At 65.3% G+C, this 23803-nt stretch carries 18 protein-coding genes and 2 pseudogenes; 12 read left to right on the top strand and 8 right to left on the bottom strand.

What is annotated here, in order from left to right; translation table 11 throughout:
• Positions 1-12 precede the first annotated feature (12 nt).
• From C9424_RS21260 to C9424_RS02320, 3 genes are read right to left on the bottom strand one after another with little or no spacing between them, the layout of a single operon-like run.
• Positions 13-2184 carry a hypothetical protein gene (locus C9424_RS21260; protein WP_133247466.1) on the bottom strand — a complete coding sequence of 724 codons (2172 nt, stop codon included), beginning with the start codon at positions 2182-2184 and terminating at the stop codon, positions 13-15.
• Positions 2181-3902 carry a hypothetical protein gene (locus tag C9424_RS02325; RefSeq protein ID WP_116765305.1) on the bottom strand — a complete coding sequence of 574 codons (1722 nt, stop codon included), beginning with the start codon at positions 3900-3902 and terminating at the stop codon, positions 2181-2183. Before C9424_RS02325 ends, C9424_RS21260 begins: the two co-directional genes overlap by 4 nt.
• A complete protein-coding gene (locus C9424_RS02320) occupies positions 3902-5356 on the bottom strand; it encodes a tyrosine-type recombinase/integrase (protein WP_116765304.1) in 1455 nt (484 codons plus the stop codon). The genes C9424_RS02325 and C9424_RS02320 overlap by 1 nt, the downstream gene beginning before the upstream one ends.
• 177 nt (positions 5357-5533) lie before the next feature.
• Here C9424_RS02320 and C9424_RS02315 point away from each other — a divergent pair.
• The 3 genes and pseudogenes from C9424_RS02315 to C9424_RS02305 all read left to right on the top strand — a co-directional run.
• Positions 5534-5662 (top strand): annotated as a pseudogene (locus tag C9424_RS02315) (DUF4244 domain-containing protein); the annotation flags it as partial.
• A gap of 86 nt (positions 5663-5748) precedes the next feature.
• The gene (locus tag C9424_RS02310) at positions 5749-6105 is read left to right on the top strand and encodes a TadE family type IV pilus minor pilin (RefSeq protein WP_237563247.1); all 357 of its coding nucleotides are present in this window, start codon (positions 5749-5751) and stop codon (positions 6103-6105) included.
• A 110-nt stretch (positions 6106-6215) separates the two neighbouring features.
• Positions 6216-6545 carry an Rv3654c family TadE-like protein gene (locus C9424_RS02305; RefSeq protein WP_442862004.1) on the top strand — a complete coding sequence of 110 codons (330 nt, stop codon included), beginning with the start codon at positions 6216-6218 and terminating at the stop codon, positions 6543-6545.
• Positions 6546-6670: 125 nt separating this feature from the next.
• On the opposite strand, the gene C9424_RS02300 is transcribed toward C9424_RS02305, so the two are convergent.
• Both C9424_RS02300 and C9424_RS02295 read right to left on the bottom strand, forming a co-directional pair.
• A complete protein-coding gene (locus C9424_RS02300) occupies positions 6671-9181 on the bottom strand; it encodes a DEAD/DEAH box helicase (protein WP_237563245.1) in 2511 nt (836 codons plus the stop codon).
• 77 nt (positions 9182-9258) lie between these two features.
• A complete protein-coding gene (locus C9424_RS02295; protein ID WP_116765301.1) occupies positions 9259-9951 on the bottom strand; it encodes a GNAT family N-acetyltransferase in 693 nt (230 codons plus the stop codon).
• 117 nt (positions 9952-10068) lie between these two features.
• Between C9424_RS02295 and trhO the strand changes: the two genes are divergently transcribed.
• Complete coding sequence (trhO, locus tag C9424_RS02290; RefSeq protein WP_116765300.1) at positions 10069-10962, top strand: oxygen-dependent tRNA uridine(34) hydroxylase TrhO; 894 nt, start codon at positions 10069-10071, stop codon at positions 10960-10962.
• Between the two features lie 135 nt (positions 10963-11097).
• Here the strand turns inward: trhO and C9424_RS02285 are convergent, their stop codons facing one another.
• Positions 11098-11643, bottom strand: coding sequence for a hypothetical protein (locus tag C9424_RS02285; RefSeq protein ID WP_116765299.1), 546 nt, complete (start codon positions 11641-11643; stop codon positions 11098-11100).
• A gap of 111 nt (positions 11644-11754) precedes the next feature.
• The gene (locus tag C9424_RS02280; RefSeq protein WP_116765298.1) at positions 11755-12213 is read right to left on the bottom strand and encodes a hypothetical protein; all 459 of its coding nucleotides are present in this window, start codon (positions 12211-12213) and stop codon (positions 11755-11757) included.
• Between the two features lie 234 nt (positions 12214-12447).
• On the opposite strand from C9424_RS02280, the gene C9424_RS02275 reads away from it, so the two are divergent.
• On the top strand, positions 12448-13326 hold the full coding sequence (locus C9424_RS02275; protein ID WP_116765297.1) for a MerR family transcriptional regulator: 879 nt from the start codon (positions 12448-12450) through the stop codon (positions 13324-13326).
• Between the two features lie 81 nt (positions 13327-13407).
• On the top strand, positions 13408-15045 hold the full coding sequence (locus C9424_RS02270) for a DUF7059 domain-containing protein (RefSeq protein ID WP_237563254.1): 1638 nt from the start codon (positions 13408-13410) through the stop codon (positions 15043-15045).
• A gap of 78 nt (positions 15046-15123) precedes the next feature.
• Here the strand turns inward: C9424_RS02270 and C9424_RS02265 are convergent.
• Positions 15124-16293, bottom strand: a pseudogene (locus C9424_RS02265) (MFS transporter); the annotation flags it as partial.
• A gap of 190 nt (positions 16294-16483) precedes the next feature.
• Between C9424_RS02265 and C9424_RS02260 the strand changes: the two are divergent.
• From C9424_RS02260 to C9424_RS02235, 6 genes are all read left to right on the top strand, one after another.
• On the top strand, positions 16484-17152 hold the full coding sequence (locus C9424_RS02260) for an ArsR/SmtB family transcription factor (RefSeq protein WP_116765295.1): 669 nt from the start codon (positions 16484-16486) through the stop codon (positions 17150-17152).
• Positions 17153-17323: 171 nt separating this feature from the next.
• Entirely contained in the window at positions 17324-20062 is a 2739-nt protein-coding gene (topA, locus tag C9424_RS02255) for a type I DNA topoisomerase (RefSeq protein WP_116765294.1), read from the top strand.
• 117 nt (positions 20063-20179) lie between these two features.
• A complete protein-coding gene (locus C9424_RS02250) occupies positions 20180-20653 on the top strand; it encodes an SseB family protein (protein WP_116765293.1) in 474 nt (157 codons plus the stop codon).
• A gap of 84 nt (positions 20654-20737) precedes the next feature.
• Positions 20738-21742, top strand: coding sequence for a Ppx/GppA phosphatase family protein (locus C9424_RS02245; RefSeq protein ID WP_116765292.1), 1005 nt, complete (start codon positions 20738-20740; stop codon positions 21740-21742).
• A gap of 137 nt (positions 21743-21879) precedes the next feature.
• Positions 21880-22221 (top strand): YciI family protein, encoded by a 342-nt coding sequence (locus tag C9424_RS02240; protein ID WP_116765357.1) that lies wholly within the window; start codon positions 21880-21882, stop codon positions 22219-22221.
• A gap of 21 nt (positions 22222-22242) precedes the next feature.
• Positions 22243-23568, top strand: a complete 1326-nt coding sequence (locus C9424_RS02235) for an RNA polymerase sigma factor (protein WP_116765291.1) — start codon at positions 22243-22245, stop codon at positions 23566-23568.
• The last annotated feature ends 235 nt before the right edge of the window (positions 23569-23803 follow it).

The following is a 23803-nucleotide window of genomic DNA, read 5'->3' as shown; positions in this document are numbered from 1 at the left end:
TCTCCCTTGCGGTCACTTCTGGGGATCGCGCGTTGAATCTTTGATCTGACGTATGACTTCCTTGCCGCGTTTGACTTCGAGACGGAGTCGAATCCGTTCCCCTGGCGCCGTCGCCACGCTGTGGGCGAGAGCTTCAGTGTTAGCTGTGTAGTTGGTCCAGATCTGGAGGTGCTCGGGCCCGAAGCTGGCCTGTCCACATCGAGCAGAATCGCACATTGCCGTCAATGGCGCTTTCGCGTCTGTCTTGCCTGCCAGACGGAGACAGAGGGCTTGCTTCGGATCGCGGAAGAAGCAGTAGTTGGCCACATTCACATGGAGTGCCGCCGCTATTTCGCGAATAATGTTCTCCGCGGCTCGGTCACTCTTGACTACCTTTGGACTGGCGACCTCTTCCAGCCGGAGCGCCTCGTCTGCGAGTTTGAGCTGCTCAATGAGCTGTCGTGCGCCGGGACCGGCTGGCACTTTTCCTGCCCGGTAGTCGTCGACAGCCTGTCTTGCAAGGTGCAGCCTGTGCTCGGACTCACTGGCTAACACTTCCCTGTTGAACTGGGCCTGAGCCCCACCAGGGCGGGCAACATAGCCCTCCGTCGTAATGACGCTGGCGTGTTTAAGATGGTACTTTGCTGCGAAGAGCCCCCATGGCCGATTGCCAATCTCGATTGATAACGCACGTCTCAGCATGCGGCCGTTTACCGGACCGGGAGGAATGTGCGCGAGGCCGAGTCTCACCGCGAAGGGTTCTGCAAGCCACGACCGGAAGTTATCAACGAATGAGCCGATGTTGGCTGCCCCGAATATGTGGTCCTTTCCCAAGGAAGCCAGCTCAGCTGCGGTTTCTACTGCCTTGTGGACCGATTCGAGGACGACCCATTCGTCGGGATCCCCACCGAAACGGCGGCGTTTGATGATCTTGCTCCCCAAAATGAAGCGCTTTCCGCCTCCTGGGAGGTGAACAACCGGTCTCGGCGACCTCGTGCTCAGCTCCGCGATTTCGCTGGGCCGCATACCGGTGATTGCGGCAGTCAGCACCATGCTCGCTCCACAGACATAGTGGTTCAAACGGTGCAGATCGTTCTCCGACAAAGGAAGGGTCCACGGCACCAATCCGTCGTTTGATGCCTTCTGCACTAGTACTGCGTCGCGGGCCCATGCGTACTCAACCCCGACGTCTGCCACCGCATCCTCTAAGGAGTGCCTGATGTGGGGAAGATGCGCCCAGTGAAAGCTTCCGATATCGGCCTCACGAAATAGCGCATCGATGTTGACTGCAAGAAGCGGGTCGGACGATTCCCACTTCCCTGCTAGTCGCCGGCTAACGAGGGATTCGGAGAGTTGCGGCAGCGGCGTGTGCGCTTTCACGTACAGAGCCACTACTGCCTCGAAGTCTTGCTTTGCGCTGGTACTAGCTGCGATGCTCCTGGCCCCACGTTTTACGGGAAAGTGTGCCAAACGTTCGCGATGAAGGTCCAGCACTAATGGCGCGATCGTCTCTATCAGGTATGCGCAGTTGCCAATCAAGGGTTGGAGTATTTCCTGGGGGACGGGAGGCGTGCTGTTAATCCGGATATTTCGCTTCCCCACGATTGCAGCCGTCCGGCGACCTCCCCAAGGTGAGAACTCCTTCTTGTAGGCGTCTCCCGGGAACAGATCGCCATAGCAGTAGGGGAGTCTAACCGCCTCGACCCACTGGGCTAGACTGCCTGACACCAATCGGCGTTTCTTGCGACGCAGACCGTTGCGGCCTTCCCTGACAACCCTCAGGTACCGGTCGCAAACGTCTTGATCTACCGCCTGCAGTGACGCAACTCCTATGGAGCTGAGCCAGTTAAACCACCGAACGAGGCCACAGAATCGCGTGAAAATGGTTCGAGGATCGTAAATTCTCCGGTGGGCGGTAGCTATCAACACAATGTCAGGGTGCTTTGGAACCATTAGTGCAAGTAGAAGATCTTTGGCCATCGACCGCCACGACGGGTTGGAAATCCGCCTAAAATCCCAGATCTTTTCCCTATCCGTCATGGTTTTTGGGGCCAAGCTCAGTCCCCTCCAGTCCCAGACGTCGTCTTCATATAATGGTCGAACTGCTCCTGGCTCGTGCTCGTGGCCTGTCAACTGAAAGAGATCAGCGCCAGCGAACAGCGAGATTTGAGGATGAAGAGCCTCGAACCGGGCAGCGTTTGTCATCGGGTTGCCTCCTCCGGTCGCAAGGGCAGCGCATAGTCCTGATCCGTGACGCCGAGAGATGCCAGTTCCAGTACCTTTGGACTGAACCGGGGGAGAATCTCCTGATCCAAACGGATGGCGTAGGGACCATAGATGCTCATGAACTCCCGAATCGGAAGTTGACGCGACTGACGGGCAAAAAACGCCTTCAACTCAAGAAGATTTCCAGCGTGTCTCGGTAAGAAGACGGCGAGCGGACATAACAAGCACACCCAGACTCTGGCTGCGCACGCCTTACCTTTTACGCCGAACGGACTCGCAAGTTGATTCGCACATGACGCTAAGAAGACGTCCTGTTCTCCAGACAGCAACTGCTCAACGGTGGAGTCAGACGGCATGTGGGCATTGAGGCCGTCAGCAAAGTCATAGCCTGAATGTGCTAACTCCTCATCAGTCAAGACATTCACGGGCACACCCTTTCGCAGCATGTCCGTTTGAGCCTCTTCGACTATCTCCGTCAGCATCAGTTCGTATGTGTCGTCGATGCTTGCCAAATAATGGCGCCCTTCGACTGCTGCGCTGTGGTTGGGGTCGATGGTCGATCGACCATTCCAGTGCCTGTTGGCCATGAGAGTAAGGTAGGTGGCCCTAATGCGTCCTCTATTAAGTCGAAGAGGCATCCCTTGATCGTCCAAAATCTCATACTTCTCGGTGATCTTCCCGCTGTGGTTTGCGAAAGACGCGGGACCTGAAATGCGGTCTTCGTGGGCCTTTGAACCGCAGACGATCCAAAGATCTTCGGTACGCGATGGTGAAGCGTGGCGTCGAAGAGGCTCGCTGTGCGCCAACCACTGCTCCAGCAGTCTCGATGCGTTCTTTGAAAGGGTGAGTCCCTCGGGTCCCGTACGACCTTTGACGTACTTGATATTGGCAACGTGAGGGCTAACCCACGAAATGTCACGTACTTTCAGTCTGTCGATGCCATCCGGGACGACGCCCGTGAGCATCCCCAGCCGCAGCCGATAGGCCAGCTGGATCTCTATGTCATTGAAGAGAGCCCGCCTCACGGCCGCGATTGTGGCACCGGACACAGATCTCCCCTTCCGGCGCAGTGCTTCCTGCACCTCGAAGACAGTCGAAGGACCCGTTCGGAGAAGGTGTACTGCGGCAAGCCACTCCAGGTATTCTCCACTGGGGCCGTCTATGTCGTCTTCCCGCTGCGCGACATGCAGCAGCCTCTTATGGGCCAGCCAGGAACGGTTGATTATGACTTCACAAGCGTCCATAAGTCGTTCCCATTCGGGCTGGCTGTAGGCCTTGTAAGGGACGGTGGACGGCCGCGTGTGAATCTGTCTTGCGCCCAGGTGCAGACGGAGCGCAGGCGCAAGTTGGCCCGCTATGGAATCGAACCCTCTGAGTAGGGCCCGGGTGTTTCTCTCATGAGCGTGCGGCCGGGATAGCCAATGCTGTATGACGATCTCCCGCGTTAGGTCTCTGGCGGGGCCACGGAAACCAAGTTTGAAAGTATCTTCCACCATTCGCCGAAGGCTCACCGCGTGATTCTCGGCTGAAGACTTACTCGCAATTGTGCCGTGGGGATGAGCCAACAACGCCAGCCCCCTTGCCAAGTCCTGGGCCAACTCGGGGTTCGGGGTTCCCTCGAAGCGCCCGATCCATTCTGTCCCATCGGGAAAGAGGAAGTGGACGGAGACCGGGTCATCGTAGTAGACGGCCGGCACTAGCCATCCTCCTCTAGGAACTCTGATTCAACTTCGTCGCGGATGGCTTCGGAGCCGCTGTGCATATCCAACTCAGCGGACTCAAATGCGTCAGCAAAGATCCGGCGTGTATCTAGACGATCGAGATACAACTGAGTGGTTGTGACAGAGCTGTGTCCCAGCAGATCCCGAAGAACCATTAGTGGGTCCTGGCGCGTCATGTAGAGCGCCAATGCGGCGTTCCGATTTGTTCGCGATGAGACTCTCGCGACAGCTTCGTAGTACCCACGCACGAGACGCTCCAGAGTGTTCATGGCGAAAGTGTGACGAAGCATGTGCGGACGCACATGTGGAAACTTTTCATCGAATTCGAGCGCGATTTGCGCCGCTGTTCGCCGGAGGACTGTGCCGAGCGCTCGAAACGGAGCGCCGTTGCTCTGGAGAGCCAGGAGGCAAGAGCCGCCTTCGGGCGCTACCAGCCGGGCTCGCTCCTCCAATGTCACCTCTGACCAGCTTCGGCGTTCGCCGTCGATTATTGCGCCCAAAGTGTCAGCACCCTCCACGTGCAACGGCCCACCCGTTTTTGCCTTTGGAGTCCATGTGGATCGGCTGGCCGCGATTCTTCTCTCCCATTGGAGATACTCTTTCGCCTGCATCAGTGTGTCGAAGTCGATCCAAGTAGTACGTGGCCTTCCCCGCTTCGTTATGGTTCCAGGTATAAAAAATTCGATTGGCATATCCGTCCTTTCTTGGGGTAGATGAGGCAGCTCGTACGAGGTTAGAAAATTCAGTTCCTGACTTCGTAGTCCGGTCGTAATCAGAAGCCTTGTTAGAAGGCTGTTCCGCGCCAAGTTCCTTGCTTTGGTCTTTGCGGGTTGGCTCCCGTCAGGGGAAAGGCCCTCCAGTGTGTTGAGCAATATTCGTTGATACTCTTCTCCGAGATATTTGATAGTGCTGTGACCTTTGGGAATGGGCAGTTTAGCGTTGTTTTGTAAAACCACAACGGGTATTTCATCTCGCCACACCGTAATCTCTGCGTAGGTGAAAGGTGTCGCTTTCGCGTAGTTTTCTGAGATTGCCCACTTATAAAACTCTGATATGCACGTAATGTTGAGGTCCCATGTGGAATTGGCCCAGCGTCTTTTGCATTTACCTGACAGTTGAAAGTCGGCGTATAGACCTAGGGCTGCTTGAAGGGAGGCCCGATCTCCCAGGAGTTCGAAGCCGTTGCGGCGCAGGAAGACTAGCCAGGCAAGTAGGGCGCCTAGGTAGATGTTGAGTGTTCGAGTGGATATCCTCGGTTCGTGGGAACGATTTATTATCCATGCATTGACTATCCAAGAAGGACGATTCTTATCGGAGTCTTGGAACAACAAATCGTCATCGATGATTAGAGGCGTGCCCTCAGGTATTCTCAGATCTCCCTGCAGATGCGCGGCATCAGCGCCATCTAAGTGAAAGTGGATTCTGTGCATGACGCGACGTTACTTTCAGACGCGAAAATTTGCAATGACTTCACAAAGAAAATTTGGATGGCAACTTTGGCAGATTCATACACGCTTGACAGGAATCGAGCAAATCGCGTGCAAAAGCAATTACTACTCACTTCCCGGTGGAGCGTCAAGTATTCAGACACTGTTTAAGCAAAAACAACAGCCGAATACGCCATCGCAACACTCGCCGCCGTGGGGTTTGCCGGAGTTCTCGTGTTCATCATGCGCAGTGATGAGGTCCGGGGGTTCCTCCTGAACCTCATCCGCACGGCGCTTACGCTGCCATGACGTGGGTCTGGCGCGCGGGTGGGAGTGGGCGGCGGGGGTCGCCGCGAACCCCGGACTGCCTCGGGGCGGTCACAGCGGAGTTCGCCGTGGCGCTGCCGTCGGTCGTCTTTCTGCTCGCCATGCTGCTCGCGGGTTCGGCAGCCGGGGTGATGCAACTTCGCGTCGAGGAAGCGGCCCGGGGTGGTGCCCGTGCGCTGGCCAGAGGAGCCGCAGCCGTCGAAGTCGGAGGGATTGTCCGCCAGCTTGCCGGCGAAACCGCAGCGTCGACCGTGGCCCTCGACGGCGAATGGCTCAGGGTCACGGTGTCCGGCCGTGTCCCCGGGGCTGTCGGTTCCCTCATTCCGTGGACCCTGAGCGCCAGTGCCTGGGCGCGTCCGGAAACCCCCGGCGCGGCACAACCTGTCCCGGGTGGATGGGGCTTCCCGCTCGGGACGGGCACATGACGTCGCCGGTTAGTGCCGGGGCCAGCGGGCCATGGCACCGGACTCCGTCCCCAGGCCATGACGTGTACCGCTGCCGGCCGCGGGAGCGGGGATCAGGGACGGTCCTGGCCTTGGGACTCGGGCTGGTCGTGATCATGGCGGCAGTCTTGTTGCTGCTTCTGGCTCAGTCAGCCGTCGCTGCGGCCAGGGCTGCGGCGGCTGCCGACCTCGCAGCCCTGGCGGCAGCGGACGCCGCCCGAGGAATCACATCCGGTGAGCCGTGCGCCGTCGCCCGGGAGGTCGCACGGAAGAACAATGCCATTGTGCTCGCCTGCTCGAAGGGCGCGGACACGTCAGTCCAGGTCAGCACCGAGATCAACATCGGGCCGTTCCTCGGCGCTGCCAGAGGTCTGGCCAGGGCCGGTCCACCCCCGGCGCCCCGGAACGGACCCTCACCGTGAGGGCTGCTTTGCCCGCGGCAGGACGCGCGGCGCTTCGAAACAACCGGGATTCACCCGCTGGCACGCCCTGCTAGGGCCGCGCCAAACGCGCTATGGCGGCCCTGCTAGGGCCGCGCCAAAACGTGCTATCCGGCGCGGAGCGGTTGGGCGGGATCTTTTTCCGTACCGACCGCTGTACCGGCCGCCGTACCGGCAGCGGCCGTGGCCGCACCCGCCGCGCCGGCGCCCGCAACGGCCGTGCCAGCAGCAGCCGTGCCAGCCGCCCCCGTCCCAGTGCTGTCGGCGTTCATCAGCTCGCTGGCGTCTTTCAGCAGCACGTCAATCAAGGTGACGGCGGCGTCCTTGTCGAGAGGGTTGTTCTTGTTGCCGCACTTGGGTGACTGGACACAAGATGGGCAACCGGACTCGCATTCGCAGGCCTTGATGGCGTCCCGCGTGGCGGTCAGCCACACCCGGGCCTTGTCGTATCCGCGTTCGGCGAAGCCAGCCCCGCCGGGATGGCCGTCGTAGACGAAGATGGTAGGCACCCCGGTGTCGGCGTGGATGGCGGTGGACACCCCGCCGATGTCCCAGCGGTCGCTGGAGGCCACGAGCGGCAGGAGACCGATGGCTGCGTGCTCGGCGGCATGCAGGGCTCCGGGGAACTGCGCCTCGATCAGTCCCGCGCCGGTCAGCGAGCGGTTGTCCACAACGAACCAGACCGCCTTGGTAAACAGGTCTCTGGCCCCCAGTTCCAGTGGTTCTTCCCCGAGGATTTCATTTGAAATCAGTGCCTTGCGCTGGAACGAGACCACCTGGGTCGTCACCTTGACCTCGCCGAAATGTACGGCCACGTCGCCCCACCGGGTGGTGCGTTCGGTTTCGAGGATCTCGATCTGGGTCACGTCGCGGGCGGTGGTGTAGTAGTCGGGGTTCGCCCGGCGCACCATCACGCAGTGATCGCCCTCATTGAGGTCCTCCACGACGTAGCTGTCGCCCTGGTGGACGTAGACGGCGCCGGTGTGGGCCTGGTAGTGGGTCTGGGGCGAATCCATGGTGCCGAGCAGGGACCCGGTGTCGGCATCCACGATGCTCACCGGACCCCCGCCGTCGGCGCGCAGGTTCACCATGGCCGCAGCACTCTGCGGGTGGGTCCAAAACCAGCCGGCCGGCCGTTTGCGCAGGTAGCCCTGCGCCACCAGGCGCTCCAGCAGCTTCTCCGAGGTGGCCCCGAAAAGGTCAAGTTCGGCGAACCCCAGCGGAAGTTCCGCGGCGGCGGCGCAGAGATGCGGGCCCAGCACATAGGGATTGGAGGGATCGAAGACCGTGGCTTCCACCGAGACGTCGAAAATCGCCTCGGGGTGGTTCACCAGATAGGTATCCAGCGGGTCGTCGCTGGCTACGAAGGCCGCGATCGCGTCCTGCCCGGCCCTGCCCGCCCGGCCGATCTGCTGGAACAACGACGCGCGGGTGCCTGGCCATCCGGCCACCAGGACGGCGTCGAGACCGGAAATGTCGATGCCCAGCTCCAGCGCAGACGTGCTCGAGACGCCCAGCAGCTCACCCGAGCGCAACGACTTTTCCAGCGCCCGCCGCTCCTCCGGCAGGTAGCCCGAGCGGTAGGCGGCCACACGCTGCGGCAGGCTGGGGTCCACTTCATCGAGCAGGCGTTTGGCAATGGAGGAAATCGTCTCGGCTCCGCGCCTGGATTTGATGAAGGCAATGGTCCGGGTCCGGGAGGACACGAGATTGGCCAGCAGATCGGCGGTCTCGGCGACGGCGGTACGCCGCTCCTTGGCGCCGTTCTCGCCCCGCACTTCGGTCAGGGCAGGCTCCCAGAAAGCTACGGTCGTGGATCCGTGGGGCGAGCTGTCTTCGGAAACGGCACGGACCGGTGCGCCGATGAGCCTGCCGAAGGACGTTCCGGGCTCTGACGCCGTGGCCGACGCCGCGATGAACACGGGGCCCGGGTGGGAGCCGCCCGGGCTGTAGTAGGCACAGATCCGGCGCAGCCGGCGCATGAGGTTGGCGACATGGGAGCCGAACACTCCGCGATAGCTGTGGGCCTCGTCCACGATCACATAGCGGAGGCGCCGGAAGAACCGGGCCCACCAGGCATGGTTCGGGAGGATGCCGAAGTGCAGCATGTCAGGATTGGCGAGGATGAAGTTCGCATGGTCCCGGATCCAGCGCCGGGACGCGGGATCGGTGTCGCCGTCGTAGGTTTCGGCCCGGACGGTGGGGAGTTTCAGCGCGCGGATCGCGGCCAGCTGGTCCGCTGCGAGGGCCTTGGTGGGGGACAGATAGAGGGTCACGGCGCCGTCGTCGTGGATCTTTCCGGGATCGGCCAGGACCCTGAGTTCGGAACGGTGGATCGCGTCCAAGGCTGGTAGCTGGTACGCCAGGGACTTGCCGGACGCCGTGCCGGTGGCAATGACCACGTGTTCTCCGGCGTGGGCCAACTCGGCGGCCTGCACCTGGTGGCGGTAGGGCTCGTGGATGCCAAGGGAACCGTAGGCTGTCACGAGATCCGGGTGGGCCCAGCCCGGCCACGGCGCATTGACGGCCTGGCGGGCGGGGATCGTTCGCACATGACGCAGCTGTTCCGGGTCCGGACCTCGGCCCAGCAGCGGAATCAGGGACTCATGCGGGTTCACTCACACATTCTTTCATCCGGCCTCAAATCGCCGGAGAAGGCAGCCCGGGTCCCGCAGCGCCCGGCACGCGCAGAGCCTCAGCCGACGGAGAGGTCAGCGCCTTCGTCCGAGGTCGACAGCATCAGAACGTGGCAGACCATGCGCCAGCCGAGGTGCGAATAGAGCTTTTGGCCGTCCAGCGAGGCGAGCAGCAGCCCGGAGTCGACGTCGTGTTCGAAGGCCTGGGCCGCCAGGGCCTTCATGATGAAGCTGCCCAGTCCCCGCCGCTGGTACGCAGGCGCCGTCACGATCTTGTCGAAGATGGCGGTGTGTCCCACCACAAATACGCGCCCGCTCGCGGCGGTCTCTTCGCCTGCGTGGACCACAGCGTGGTGCACGCCGTCCGTCCGGGACGTCTCCAGCTTGAGGTCGTCGTCGGAAAGCCAGGGGTCCTCCGAGTCCTGAGTCTCCATGTCCACGATCATCATGGTCTGGGAAGCCGAGGTGACATGGAGGCCGTTTTCCTGGCCGAGGAACGTGTACCGGGCCACGTCATTGGTGAGGATCGTGAGGACTCGGGCCGGCACTTCAGCCGTCCTCGCCGCCAGCTCCGCAAACTCCGAATCGGACGGGTCGAAGGCAAAATATTCCCATTGACCGGTGGTGTCCGCGCGCAAGGCCGCAGGGAACCGTCCCTCCCTGCGCGTCTCATATCCGCGACAACCTGCCCATCCGGCAACCCAGATTTCCAGCAGATGAGTGGTGTCTTCAACCATGGCGTCAAGACTCATGTGATGAGCGTATTCCAGCCGTGCCACAAGCAACAGGGGCCGGGTCCGGGAAGTGTGCTCGCTTATGGAATTGTGACTGTCTCCCGGCCTCCCGTCCCAGCCAGTACCCTTAAAAGTGTGGCTTTGAACAGGATTGTGCTCTTTTACGGATTTACCCCCCTCGCTGACCCGGACGCCGTCCGGCTGTGGCAGCGCGCGCTATGCGAAAAACTCGGCCTCACCGGCCGCATCATCATCTCCAAGGACGGCATCAACGCCACGGTCGGCGGGGAGCTGAACGCCGTGAAGCAATACGTCAAGACCACGCGGGAGTACAAGGGATTCCACGGGATCGACGTGAAGTGGTCCGACGGCGGGGCGGCAGACTTCCCGCGCCTCAGCGTCAAGGTGCGGGATGAAATCGTCTCCTTCGGCGCCCCGGGCGAGCTGAAAGTCGACGCCGACGGCGTGGTGGGCGGCGGGACGCACCTCAAACCCGAGGAACTCCACGAACTCATTGAAGCCAAGAAGGAACAGGGCGACGATGTCGTGTTCTTCGACGGACGCAACGGCTTCGAGGCCCAGATCGGAAAGTTCAAGGATGCGGTGGTCCCCGACGTCGCTACCACCCACGACTTCATCAAAGAACTCGACTCGGGCAAATACGATGCCCTCAAGGACAAGCCGGTTGTCACCTACTGCACGGGCGGCATTCGCTGCGAGGTGCTGTCGAGCCTCATGGTGAACCGCGGGTTCAAGGAGGTCTACCAGCTCGACGGCGGCATTGTCCGGTACGGAGAGATCTTCAAGGACCACGGCCTGTGGGAGGGATCCCTGTACGTGTTCGACAAGCGCATGCACCTGGAGTTCAGCGAGGACGCCAAGACCATCGGCCAGTGCGTCCGCTGCTCGGCGCCCACGAGCAAGTTCGAGAACTGCTCCAATCCGAGCTGCCGGACCCTCACGCTTTACTGTGCCAGGTGCGCAGCGAGCCCTGAAACCCTGCGATGCCCCGAGGGCTGCGCCGCCTGATCGGCTGAGGCTGGACTATCCCAGCCGGTCCTGGCGCCCCGAGGCCCCCTGCACGCGCGGCCCCGCCCGTTGGGCGTTGCTTACGCAAGAGGCGTTGCCTACGCAAGAGGCGCGGCCCCCAGTGCGAGGGTTGTCTCAGATCCGGCTCACGCGGTAGGCGAAGTTTGCTGCGGCCCGCCCGGTCACCTGGACGGAGAGCACCGCGTCCACGGGCAGCGAGACGACGTTCACTCGTGAAGTTCCGCAACGCAGGCTCAGGTCTACCAGCGACTCTTCCCCATTGCGGACGGTGAAAGACACCCGGGCCGTGCTGCGGCACGCCAGCGTCAGGGAATAGGTACCGGCAGGCAGTTGCGTTGTCGTCTCTGTGTGCACCGCGCCGGCCGCCACGGAGCCGTAGCTGGTGTGAAAAACCTGCCCCGCGGCGTCGGGAAGCGCGTCGTCGACCCACTGCTCCAGCTCTTCACCGGACACCGGCTCGTTGCGATGGGGATCCTGCGGCAGGGCGGCGTCGGTGGTCGGCGCGGTGGAAACAGTGGGCGAGCCATCGTCCCAATGGTCGGCGCTGTATTCGTACTCGCAGCCGGACAAGACCGCCCCGAGGAACACCGCAATTGACAGCACCGCGGCGGCGGCCGGGGTGCGCCGTCGCGGCAGCCTGCGGGCCGGCACAGTTGGCATACCCTGAGATTAAGGTCGCCCCGATGCAAACACCAGAGGTCGAAGGTCCGCGGCGGGCGGTTTTCCCGGAAGGTGCCGAGCCGGCCGCCGTGACCGGGTTGCGGGCGGACCCTACTCGGACGCGGCCAGGTGATAGGCGTAGATGATTGGGGCGTCCACGCTGGACGTGCTGAGCTTCACCTCGCCCGCGGCGGGCACCGTGATGCGGGCGGTTTCGCGGCTGCCGTTGCAGGCAGCTCCTGCCTCGGTCAGCGGCCGGCCGGCCAGGCTGACGGCGAAGAACGCCTTACCGCCGCCGTCGCAGGTCATGGTCAGGGTGTAGGTGCCGGCGGGCACACCGGACGCGGTCCGGACGATCGGATCGCGGTTCAGGATTTTGCCGGCGTCCTCCAGCACAGTCCCGGGGGCCGAGGGCAGAGCGGTCGCCTTCCAGGCCGGGACATCGACGCCCTGAATTGAACCGGGCGGGGTACATGCCGTTGCGGCCAGCACGACGGCGGCTGCGGCCGCGCCCGTAAGCGTCCGCCTTACCAGCAGGGTCGCCGGCGCGTGAGAGGAGGGAAAAACCATGCCTCCAACTTACCGCCTTGCGGCTTCACCCCCGGCCGCGCCGGCCGTCCAGCGGCGCCTCCCGCGGGCTCTTGACGTTGACGTAACGTCAAAGTTTAGAGTCGTGGGGACGGCCCGGCAGGCGACAAGCGCGGCACCGGGAGACGGTGCTCCGGGGGACGGCGAACCGAGCTGACCGGCGCCGTCGGCAAGCTACTTCCGACGGGGCAGCCGGCCCTACGCAAAGGAGGAGATATGGACTGGTCCGTCCAACAAATCGCGAAATTGGCGGGCACCAGCGGACGGACTCTGCGTCACTATGACGACATCGGCCTGCTCAAGCCCAGCCGTACCGGCAACAACGGCTACCGGTACTACGGCCCCGACTCGCTGGTCCGTCTGCAGCGGATCCTACTACTGCGTGACCTGGGGCTCGGGCTGCCGGCGATCGCGGACGTACTCGCCGGCCAGGCGGACGCGGAGTACGCCCTGGGGCGGCATCTGGAGTGGCTGCAGCAGGAACAGGACCGGCTGGGGCGGCAGATCGCTTCGGTCCGGCACACCATTGAGGCACTGCAAGCGGGAGGAAAGATCATGGCAGAGGAAATGTTCGACGGCTTCGACCACACCCGGTACCGGGACGAAGTCCAGCAGCGGTGGGGCCAGGACGCCTATGCGACCTCAGATGCTTGGTGGCGCGGCATGCAGGCCGAGGAGAAGGCTGCCTGGCAGGAACAGTCCCGGCAGCTTGGTGCCGACTGGAGGGCCGCGGCAGAGTCGGGCGTCACGGCGGACAGCGTTCAGGCCCAAGACCTGGCCCGGCGCCACGTCGAATGGCTCAGGGGCATTCCCGGCACCCCGGCGGCGCCGCCCGCCGCAGGCGGTGGCAAGGGAGCCGGCGGTAACAAGGGAGGAGGCGGTGGCAAGGGAGCCGGCGCTAGGGCAGCAGGCGGCACCGCAGTTGCCGTGCCGGACATCAAGGGGTACGTGACGGGACTCGGCGAGATGTACGTGGCGGATCCCCGGTTCGCCGCGAACTACGGCGGTGCCGAGGGCGCGGCCTTCGTCCGGGATGCCCTGCGGCTTTATGCGGAGACCCGGCTCTCGCCGGCCCCGCCCAGTCCCCGGGACTAAACTTGTGCGGTGACGTCCTCAGCTCAAAACCCCGCCCCGCAGGCTCCCGCAGCACCGCGTCCGGCCACGCCAACTCCCGCCATGGCGGTTCGTTCATCGCCGTTCACGGCCGGCAACACTCCGGAGGCGCCGCGGAGCGACCTCCCCGGCCTCCTCGAGGCCCTGGCCGGGGACCTGCGGGCCGTTGGCTACACCGTGGATGGCGTCGCCGGGCTGTTGGGTGAGGCTGCGCACTCTGCCCTCAGCCGGGACCAGCTCATCCCCGCACTGATCGTCACCGGGCGCGCCTCCGGTGAGCCGTCGACGGCGGCGCTCGCCGCCGTCGTGCGTCTCTGTCTCCTGGCCGAGCCGCAGCGTGCGGAGACCCTCGACGCCGCGCTGCCCGGCATCCGCACGGAGGGGCTGACGGAACTCGGGCTCGTGGAGCGGTCCGACGAGGACCTGATCCGGGCGAAGGTGGATCTGAGGCCGTACGGCTGGGACCCCACTGTCGGGGACGATGGCGTGGCGAGCGGCGGGGCGGACCTCTGGGTGGCCAGCGACCTCGCGGCCCACCAGCGCGCAGGCGTCCTCCGTCACGACCACGTCCTGGGGATCGGGCAGGCCTCCACCACCCTGGTCCAGGTCACGGCCCGCCGGCATGTGGCCAGGGCCCTCGACCTCGGCACGGGCTGCGGCATCCAGACGTTCCATCTGCTCCACCACGCGGAGCACGTGACCGCCACGGACATTTCCGAACGCGCCCTCGCGTTCACCCGGTTCAATCTCTTGCTCAACGCCGCCGAGCTGCACCTGGACCCGGCGGATCCTGAGGCCCGCGTGAGCCTGAGGCTCGGGTCCCTGCTGGAACCCGTCGCGGGGGAGGAGTTCGAGCTGGTGGTGTCCAACCCGCCGTTCGTCATTACGCCGCGCAGCCTGGGCGAGACCCCCGTGGACCAGTTCACCTATCGCGACGGCGGCCTGCCGGGGGACGAGATCGTTTCTTCGCTGGTCCGGGCCCTGCCCTCCGTTCTCGCGCCGGGTGGAACGGCCCAGCTCCTGGGCAATTGGGAAATCGAGGCGGGGGCGGCCTGGTCCGAACGGCCCCAAAGCTGGGCCGACCCGGCCGCCGACGTCTGGTTCATCCAGCGGGAGCAGGTGGGGCCGGAGCAGTATGCCGAGACCTGGCTGCAGGACGCCTCCGAAAACCGGGACCGCCAGCTCTACCAGGACTCGTATGCGGCGTACCTTGACGACTTTGCCTCGCGCAATGTGGCGGGAATCGGTTTCGGCATGATCTGGCTGCGCCGGCCGGCTGACGGCGCCGGGCGGGTGATTTCCCGCTTCGAGGAGATCACGTACCCCATCGAACAGCCCGTGGGGCCGCACCTGGGCGCGGCGGTCGAGCGTGCCGACTGGCTGGCCGCCCACGATCTGGCCGCCGCTCACCTGCTGGTCGCGGAGGACGTCACCGAGGAGCGGCACCAGCGCCCGGGGGCGGAACACCCCGGCGTCATCCTGCTGCGGCAGGGTGCCGGGCTGCGCCGCACCAACCTGCTGGGCACCGAGCTGGCCGGCTTTGTTTCAGCGTGCGACGGCGACCTCTCTGTCGGGCAGATCATCGGCGCCCTCGAGGCCCTGCTGGGCGGCTATGAGGGGTTCGACGGCGCGCAGTTCCGCGCCGGCCTCCTGACCGAAGTCGGTAACCTGGTTCGCGACGGCTTCCTGCTGCCGGCCTGAGACGGCAGGCGCCGCCGCAACCGTGTCTGGCGCCCTCATGCCTGCCGTTCCAGCCCCGGCGGCCGTGACGGCAGGCGCCGCCTCGATACCGCGTGCGTCCTCCCGGCCGAACCTCGGCAGGACGTACGCGGTGAGGGCAAGAGTGACCAGCACCGCGATGGCCCCGGTGAGCAGGAAGCTGACACGCACCGGCACCAGTGCGCCCAGCAGCCCGCCCAGGGCCAGGGCGGCGATCGAGACGGCGCGTGTCATCCCGCCGACGATCGCCATGGCCTGGCCCCGGCCGCGTTCGGGTATCCGGAGGATCGCGATCGCCCCGAAGCAGGCATTCAGGACGCCGCAGGCCATTCCCGTCCCCGTGTAGGCCACAAAGAGCATCTCCACGGTGGGGACCATCCCCGTGATGCCCAGGAACGCCGAGACCAGGGCCATGGAGGCCAGCAGCACGCGCAGCCGTAACGCCGGCGTGGTGATCCTGCCGGCCATCGCGGCCCCGCCCGCCATGCCGAGGCCGAACGCCGCGGCCAGGAGGCCATACTGCGTCTCGGTGGCGCCAAGTTCGCCGCGGGCCAGGAACACTTCAAGAACATTCGTGGCCTCGCCCACGACGATAAAGAACATCGCCCCCAGGACCAGGGCCCAGACCAAGCTGTCCCGGCGGATCAGGCGCAGCCCGTCGAGCAGTGCGGGCTTCGCCTGGCCGGCCCGTTCGGCCGCCGTGCCGCGGCGGGTTCTGATTAGCAGGGCGCCCAGCCCCATGGCGACATAGCAGCCGCTGGCCACGGCGAACACGAGCCCGGCGCCGCCCCAGCCGCTGAGCATGCCGCCCGCGGCCGGGCCGGCCATGCCGGCAATCATGACGGTCGCCTGCATGGTCCCCATCGCCCGCGGGGTGCGGTCCTCGCCGACGAGCCGGGGCAGCAGGGCCTGCCAGGTGGGGCCGGCCACGGCCTGGGCCGCGTCGAGCAGGAACGTCATGGCAAAAAGCACGGGCAGGTAGTTCTCCACATACTGCATGCTCAGGCCCATGCCGGCGACGGCGGCGGCACTGACAGCAGAGGCCGCCGTCGCCAGCGTGCGGGAGTCCCTGGTGTCGGCGAGCCGGCCGGCCCAAGGGGCCAGCAGGACCAGCGGCAGCGCTGAGCAAAAGAGGTAGGCAGCCACGAGCCAGGGCCCGGCGACAGGGGTTCCCCCGGCAGCGGCCGCGTTCTGCAGGTGCAGCATGACGCTCACGACGACGGCGCCCATCCCCGCTGTCGCAACGAACCTGGCGGTGCTGGCGATCAGGAAATCGCGGTTGCGCCACAGGGGCTGCACCGCCGCTGAGGGGGCGGACGATTTATGAAATATCTGTTTCATAAATAGGAAGCTAGTCCCGGCCGGCAATAGATGTCAAGCATTTCTTTCATATTTTGGAGTGGCTGGATACACTGGAGGGGTGAATGCAGAAACCCCGACGGCGGAGTCCACGGCTCCGCCGGCCGCCAAGCGCCGGCATCGTCCGGAAAAGCAAGTGGAAATCACCGACCCGAAGGCGATCCGGGCCCTCGCTCACGCCGCCCGGCTGGAGGTTATTTCCGAACTGTATTCCACCCAGGTGAGCCGGACGGCCACCGAACTCGCGGCGCAGACCGGCCTGACCCCCAGCGCCATGAGCTACCACCTGCGGGCGCTGCAGAAGTGGGGCATTGTGGTCCCCGCAGCTACGGCAGGGGACGCCCGGGAGCGGCGCTGGAAGGCTGCCGGCACCGATTTCACTATTCACTCGCTCGGCGGAGTGGCCAGCCCTGAGCTCGCCGTCCTTGATCTCGAGCTCGAAGCCTACCGCCGCCGGGTGCTTGCGTACGCCAAGACCCGCAACGAACGGCGCGAGCGCGGCGAGACCGGCGACGGCCCGTCGTCGGTGGTGCTGGCGAGTAACCTGCTGTACCTGACGCCGGAGCAGCGGTCCGAGTTGACGCGGCGCGTCTTCGACCTCCTGCGCGATTATGAACTCGAGGATCCGGACCATGTGCCCGACGGCGCCGAACGCATGGCCACCATGTGGTCGATGATTCCGGACGACCGCGGCCCGGCCGCCGCGAAACCCGAGGCCGGCAGCGCCTGAGCCTCCGCCCGGCGCGGCCTCCAGGACCACCGGGCGCCCTGCTCTTTTGCGGCCGGAACCCGCCTCCGCGGGGCCGTCATTTCCGGCCGGATGCGCGCGATTCTGCAAAATATGGTGAACTAGGCGGGTATGGGCGCATCTGCCCGAGCAACCTTTTTCTGTAGGAGCACCGTGCCAAGCAAGGCCAAAACCGGCAAGAAACTCGTGATCGTGGAGTCTCCCGCCAAGAGCAAGACCATCGCCAAGTACTTGGGCGAGGGCTTCATCGTTGAGGCCTCCATTGGTCACATCCGCGACCTTCCGCAGCCTTCCGAGCTCCCCGCGGAACTGAAGAAGACCCCGCTGGGCAAGTTCGCCGTCGACATTGAAAACGACTTTAAGCCGTACTACGTGGTGTCCGCGGACAAGAAGAAAAAGGTCGCCGAACTCAAGGCCCAGCTCAAAGACGCCGATGCGCTCTATCTCGCAACCGATGGGGACCGCGAGGGCGAGGCCATCGCGTGGCACCTGCTGGAAGTCCTGAAGCCAAAGGTGCCGGTCTACCGGATGACCTTCGGTGAAATCACGAAGGAAGCCATCCACCGCGCCATGGACAACCTGCGCGACGTGGACCAGGACCTGGTGGACGCACAGGAAACCCGGCGCGTCCTGGACCGCCTCTACGGCTACGAGATCTCACCGGTGCTGTGGCGCAAGGTGGCCCGCGGTCTGTCCGCCGGCCGGGTGCAGTCGGTCGTGACCCGCATGGTGGTGGACCGGGAGCGTGAGCGCATGGCGTTCAAGGCTGCCTCTTACTGGGACCTGACCGGCCAGTTCGGTGCCGACGCCGGAGCCTTCAAAGCGAAACTCGCTGCCGTGGACGGCTCCAAGGTGGCCAGCGGCCGCGACTTCAATGACAACGGCGAACTCACCTCCCGCAACGTCGTCCACCTCAACGAGGAACTCGCCACCGCCTTGGCGGTCGGCCTGCAGACCGCTGATTTCCGCGTCCGTTCTGTCGACACCAAGCCGTACACCCGCCGCCCGGCGGCGCCGTTCACCACCTCGACGCTGCAGCAGGAGGCCGGCCGCAAGCTGCGCTTCTCCTCCAAGAGCACCATGCAGGTGGCCCAGCGGCTCTACGAAAACGGCTACATCACCTATATGCGCACGGACTCGTCCGCATTGAGCGACGAAGCCGTCACCGCCGCCCGGCGACAGGCAGCCGAGCTGTACGGCACGGAATACGTGCCCCAGTCCCCGAGGGTCTACACCAGCAAGGCCGCCAACGCCCAGGAGGCCCACGAGGCCATCCGCCCCGCTGGCGACTCCTTCCGCACCCCGGCCCAGGTCGCCAAGCAGCTCTCCGGCGACGAATTCCGGCTCTACGAGCTGATCTGGAAGCGCACCGTCGCCTCGCAGATGGCTGATGCCAAGGGCTCCACCGCCACCATCCGCCTGGGCGCCGTGACCGTGGGCGGCGCTGCTGCCGGCCGCGACGCGGAATTCTCCGCCTCCGGCACTGTCATCACCTTCCCCGGTTTCCTGGCCGCCTATGAAGAGGGCAAGGACGAAAGCCGCGGCGATGACGACTCCGAGGAAGCCCGCCGCCTGCCGAACGTGGCCAAGGACGACTCCCTGACCGCCTCGGACATCGTCGCCGTCGGCCACGAGACCTCGCCGCCCCCGCGCTACACGGAAGCATCGCTGACCGCTGAGCTGGAAAAGAAGGGCATCGGTCGTCCGTCCACCTACGCCTCCACCATCTCCACCATCCAGGACCGCGGCTACGTCCGGAAGCAGGGTTCCGCGCTGGTCCCGAGCTGGATCGCGTTCTCCGTGATCCGGCTGCTTGAACAGCACTTCCACGACTACGTGGACTACGAGTTCACGGCCGACATGGAAGCTGACCTGGACAAGATCGCCAACGGACAGGCGGCCGGACCCGCTTGGCTCAAGCACTTCTACTTCGGTGAAGACGCTGAGCCCGGCCTGCTGAGCATCGTCAACAACCTCGGCGAGATCGACGCCCGCGAAATCAACTCGATTCCGATCGCCGAGGGCATCACGCTGCGGGTCGGGAAATTCGGCCCGTACCTGGAAAGCTCCGTCCCGACGGTCGATCCCAAGACCGGCGAAGTGGTTGAAGCCGCCCGCGCCAACGTCCCCGAGGACCTGGCGCCGGACGAGCTCACCGCCGCCAAAGCCATTGAACTCATGGAGACCGCGGCCCCGGAAGAGCGCGTCCTCGGCACGGACCCGCACACCGGGCACACGGTCGTGGCCAAGAACGGCCGCTATGGCGCCTACGTCACCGAGATCATCCCGGAAATGACCGAGGAGCAGCTGGCCAGCCAGCCCGTGGAGTACTACAAGAACGGCAAGCCGAAGCCGCCGAAGAAGCCCGTCAAGGCCAAACCGCGTACGGGTTCCCTGTTCGCCTCGATGAGCGTGGAGACGGTCAGCCTGGACGAGGCCCTGCAGCTCATGAGCCTGCCCCGCGTGCTGGGCCAGGACGCCGAGGGCAACCCGATCACGGTGCAGAACGGCAGGTTCGGCCCGTACCTGAAGAAGGGCACGGACTCCCGCTCCATCGGCTCCGAGGAGGAAATCTTCACGATCACGCTGGAACAGGCGCTGGAGATCTACTCGCAGCCCAAGCAGCGCGGCGCCCGTGCCGCCGTGCCGCCGCTGGCCGAGTTCGGCCCGGACCCGGTCTCGGAGAAGAACATCGTGGTGAAGGAAGGCCGGTTCGGCCCGTACATCACCGACGGCATCACCAACATCACCGTGCCGCGCTCCACCTCGCTGGAGGAGCTCACCCGGGAACAGGCCGTCGAACTCCTCGCGGAGAAGCGCGCCAGGGGCCCGGTCAAGCGCACGACGACGGCCCGCAAGGCCCCGGCCCGGAAGACGCCGGCCAAGAAGTAGCCGAGCCACACCGGGTTCGCCGGAAAGCTGCGGAGTCGCCGGAATTTTCCGGCAACTCCGCAGCTTTCCGGCGATTCTGCGTTTGCGGAGCGGGCGCGGACGTGATCGAGTAGGACCATGACTGAACAGCCCGCACACCTGGACAACCAGCCGCTGAACGAGCTCGAAGAGCAGCTTGCCCGGGGGGAGCAGCCGGACGCCAACCCGGTGGACGTGATCCTGGCCTTCCTCAACAACGAGGTCTACGTGGTCAGCTCCGACGCCCTCGAGGGCCCCGACTCCCAGGTGGAGCCGCTGGTCCTCGCGAATTCCTCGGGCAAGCCGGTTCTGGCCGTCTTCTCGCACCCGAGCCGCGTCACCGAGCAGTATCTCGCGGCCGCTCCCAACGTGCTGGGCACACAGGGCGCCGCGATCATTGGCAACCTCGGCGACGAGCTCGGCATGGTGATCAACCCGGGGGCCGCCTACGGCTTTGAAATCGATCCGGAGGGAGTGGCCAACATCCGCCGCGACTTCAAGCCCTCCGACGAGTTCGCGGACGGTACTGCCGGGTCCGCGGACCACCCGGCGCAGGGTACGGACCTCGCCTGAGCCAGCGTCCCGGACGGCGGTAGTCTTCGCGAATACCGCCGTCGCAGTTAGACCAGCCGCTTCAGTGGGGGCAATAATGGCAACATGCGTCTAGGCGTCCTCGATATCGGGTCCAATACCGTCCACCTCCTGCTGGTCGACGCACACCCCGGCGCCCGGCCGGTCCCTTTCGCTTCACACAAGCGGCCGTTGTCCCTCGTGCAGTTCCTCGACGGCGACGGCAACATCAACGACGCCGGCCAGCATGAGCTTGTCGAGTTCGTCCTTGAAGCGTGGGAATTCGCCGCCAAGCACAAAGCCGACGACCTCCTCGCGTTCTGCACCTCGGCCATCCGCGAGGCCACCAACGGCGCGGAGGTCCTGGCCCGCGTCAAGCATGAAACCACGGTCACCCTCCGGGAACTCACCGGCAGCGAAGAGGCGTCCATGACGTTCTTCGCCGTCCGCCGCTGGTACGGCTGGGGCGCCGGGCCCATCCTGAACCTGGACATCGGCGGCGGCTCCTTCGAGATGGCCCTCGGACAGGACGAACTCCCCGAGCTGGCAATGTCCGTGCCGCTCGGGGCCAGCCGGCTGACGCGCGACTGGCTCCCCGGAGACCCGCCCTCGGCCAAAAGCATCAAGGAGCTGCGCCGCTACATCCGCTCCACGCTAAAGCCCGCCGTGCGCAAATTCGAGAAACTGGGCAGGCCCAACCATGTGGCGGGCACGTCCAAGACCTTCCGGTCCCTCGCCAGGATCGCAGGGGCCGCCCCCAGTGCCGCCGGTCCGTACGTCAAGCGCGAGCTGCAGGCGCTGGACCTGGGGCTTTGGGCGCAGCGTGTCTCGGCCATGGAGATCGGGGACAGGTTCCACCTGCCCGGCGTCTCCGAGGCCCGGGCGCCGCAGGTCCTCGCCGGCGCGCTCGTCGCGGAGGCCGCCTTGGAAATGTTCGAGTTCGCCAGCATGGAGATCTGCCCGTGGGCGCTGCGCGAGGGACTCATCCTCCGCCGCCTGGACCAACTGGTGTTCGAGGGGCCGCTCGACCCCGCACCGCATGTGGCGCAGCGGCCGCCGGCGCAGCTCCAGTCCCCGGAGAAGGTTTCCTGACCTGGTCAGTGTCCGCTGCGAATCCTGCGGGTTCGATTGGAAGTGCCGCTTGGAAGTGTCGATCTGCAGGGGTTCCGTTCGTGTAGATGCTGAGAGGCCGGCACGCCGCCGGCGGATTCGACAAGGAGGCACCTGAAATGTCGCAGTACCTGCTCAGCATTTACCAGCCGGACGGCCCGGTCCCGGGACCTGAGGTCCTCGAACCGATCATGCGGGACCTGGCGGCCCTGAACCGTGAGATGCAGGCAGCCGGGGCCTGGGTGTTCGCCGCCGGACTGCACCCCGCGGAGTCCGCCACCGTCCTCCGGCCCCGTGACGGCGAGATTCTTATCACCGACGGCCCGTTCACCGAAGGCAAAGAGCACTTGGGCGGTTTCACCGTCATCGAAGCCCAGGACCTGGACGCGGCCCTCGGCTGGGCCCGGAAGCTGGCCGGCGTCACGACCCTTCCCGTTGAAGTCCGTCCCTTCCAGCACTAGCCTCCGGACGGGAACGCTGCCGTGAACGGTCATGGCCACCGCGCCGGTGCCACCGAGGCGGACATTGCCCGGGTCTTCCGGAACGAATACGGCCGGGCAGTAGCCGTCCTGACGCGCACGTTCGGGAACATCGATATAGCCGAGGACGCCGTCCAGGATGCCTTCACGGCGGCGGTCCGGCACTGGCCCTCGGCAGGCGTCCCGCCCAGCCCGGCCGGCTGGATCATCACCACGGCACGGCGCCGGGCCATCGACCGGCTCCGGCGGGAGTCCTCGCGCGAGGACAAATACGCACAGGCCGCTTTCCTGTCTGCGGCACCGGCGGGGAACGGATCAGCACCGGCCGCGGACGAGCAGCTCCTGGCGGACCAGGCAGGAATCGACAACGTGGACGACGACACTTTGCGGCTGATTTTCACCTGCTGCCATCCGGCCCTGGCCAGGCCCGCCCAGGTGGCGCTCACGCTGCGGCTTCTGGGCGGACTGACGACGCCGGAGATCGCCCGGGCCTTCCTCGTTCCGGAGAGCACCATGGCCCAGCGGCTGGTCCGGGCCAAGGCGAAAATCCGTGACGCCAAGATCCCCTACCGCGTCCCGCAGGGCGCCGACCTGCCAGAGCGGCTGAAATCGGTGCTCGCCGTCGTCTACCTCATCTTCAACGAAGGCTACAGCGCCGGCCCCGCGGACAGCCCCGGCCGTACGGAGCTCTGTTGGGAGGCCATCCGGCTTGGCAGGCTGTTGACGTCCCTCATGCCGGACGAACCGGAGGCGAGGGGACTGCTGGCATTGATGCTGCTCATCGAGTCCCGCCGCGCCGCGCGGTTTACTCCCGACGGCGGACTCGTGCTGCTGCCTGAACAGGACCGGCAGCAGTGGGACAGGGCGCTGGCCGCCGAGGGCCAGGAGCTGGTGCGTCAGTGCCTGCGCCGGAACCGGCCGGGGCCCTATCAGCTTCAGGCCGCGATCAACGCCGTCCACAGCGACGCCGCGACCGCCCGCGGCACCGACTGGGCGCAGATCCTGCAGTTGTATGACCTGCTCCTGGCCGTCGCACCCGGACCGGTCGTGGCCCTCAACCGCGCCGTCGCCGTGGCGGAGCTGCACGGTCCCGCTGCCGGGTTGTCGGAGGTTGAGAGCCTGGGACTGGACAATTACTACCTCTTCCACGCCGTCCGCGCCGACTTCCTGGTGCGCCTGGACCGCGCTCCGGAGGCTGCCGGGGCCTACCGGCGGGCGCTGGAGCTTGCCGGGAGCGCGGCGGAACACCGGTTTCTGGAAGAGAAGCTCCGGAGCTGCTGGCTCGCCGGGGCCGGAGACTGCGAGCGGCCGGACCCGCAGGTGCCTTGAAGCTCGCAGCCCGCTTAACGGAGTAGCGCCGGGCGCTTGGAGCAGGACTTGGGGGAAATCTGCTGCAAACACCCGGCGCACCGCCGGCTCCGGTGGAACCGGCTATCATCACTCGCACCTGTTGAGGCACGCTCCACGGTAGTGGCCGTAGATGGGCGCACGGCGGGAGTCACCTGTGTGTTCGCTGACAATCCGCGGTCGTTCCGCTGCGGTGGCGTGCCGACGCAGGGGTCAG

Source organism: Arthrobacter sp. H-02-3 (assembly GCF_003097355.1).
Taxonomy (GTDB): Bacteria; Actinomycetota; Actinomycetes; order Actinomycetales; family Micrococcaceae; genus Arthrobacter; species Arthrobacter humicola.
This window is presented reverse-complemented; position numbering and strand designations above follow the sequence as displayed.

What these genes read in the sequence shown, in the direction of transcription:
- C9424_RS02270 (WP_237563254.1), top strand. Translation starts at nt 13,408, where the DNA reads ATGGCGGTTCGTTCATCGCCGTTCACGGCCGGCAACACTCCGGAGGCG.
- C9424_RS02320 (WP_116765304.1), bottom strand. Translation starts at nt 5,356, where the DNA reads ATGCACAGAATCCACTTTCACTTAGATGGCGCTGATGCCGCGCATCTG.
- C9424_RS02280 (WP_116765298.1), bottom strand. Translation starts at nt 12,213, where the DNA reads ATGGTTTTTCCCTCCTCTCACGCGCCGGCGACCCTGCTGGTAAGGCGG.
- C9424_RS02285 (WP_116765299.1), bottom strand. Translation starts at nt 11,643, where the DNA reads ATGCCAACTGTGCCGGCCCGCAGGCTGCCGCGACGGCGCACCCCGGCC.
- C9424_RS02250 (WP_116765293.1), top strand. Translation starts at nt 20,180, where the DNA reads ATGACTGAACAGCCCGCACACCTGGACAACCAGCCGCTGAACGAGCTC.
- C9424_RS21260 (WP_133247466.1), bottom strand. Translation starts at nt 2,184, where the DNA reads ATGACAAACGCTGCCCGGTTCGAGGCTCTTCATCCTCAAATCTCGCTG.
- C9424_RS02245 (WP_116765292.1), top strand. Translation starts at nt 20,738, where the DNA reads ATGCGTCTAGGCGTCCTCGATATCGGGTCCAATACCGTCCACCTCCTG.
- C9424_RS02295 (WP_116765301.1), bottom strand. Translation starts at nt 9,951, where the DNA reads ATGAGTCTTGACGCCATGGTTGAAGACACCACTCATCTGCTGGAAATC.
- C9424_RS02275 (WP_116765297.1), top strand. Translation starts at nt 12,448, where the DNA reads ATGGACTGGTCCGTCCAACAAATCGCGAAATTGGCGGGCACCAGCGGA.
- C9424_RS02240 (WP_116765357.1), top strand. Translation starts at nt 21,880, where the DNA reads ATGTCGCAGTACCTGCTCAGCATTTACCAGCCGGACGGCCCGGTCCCG.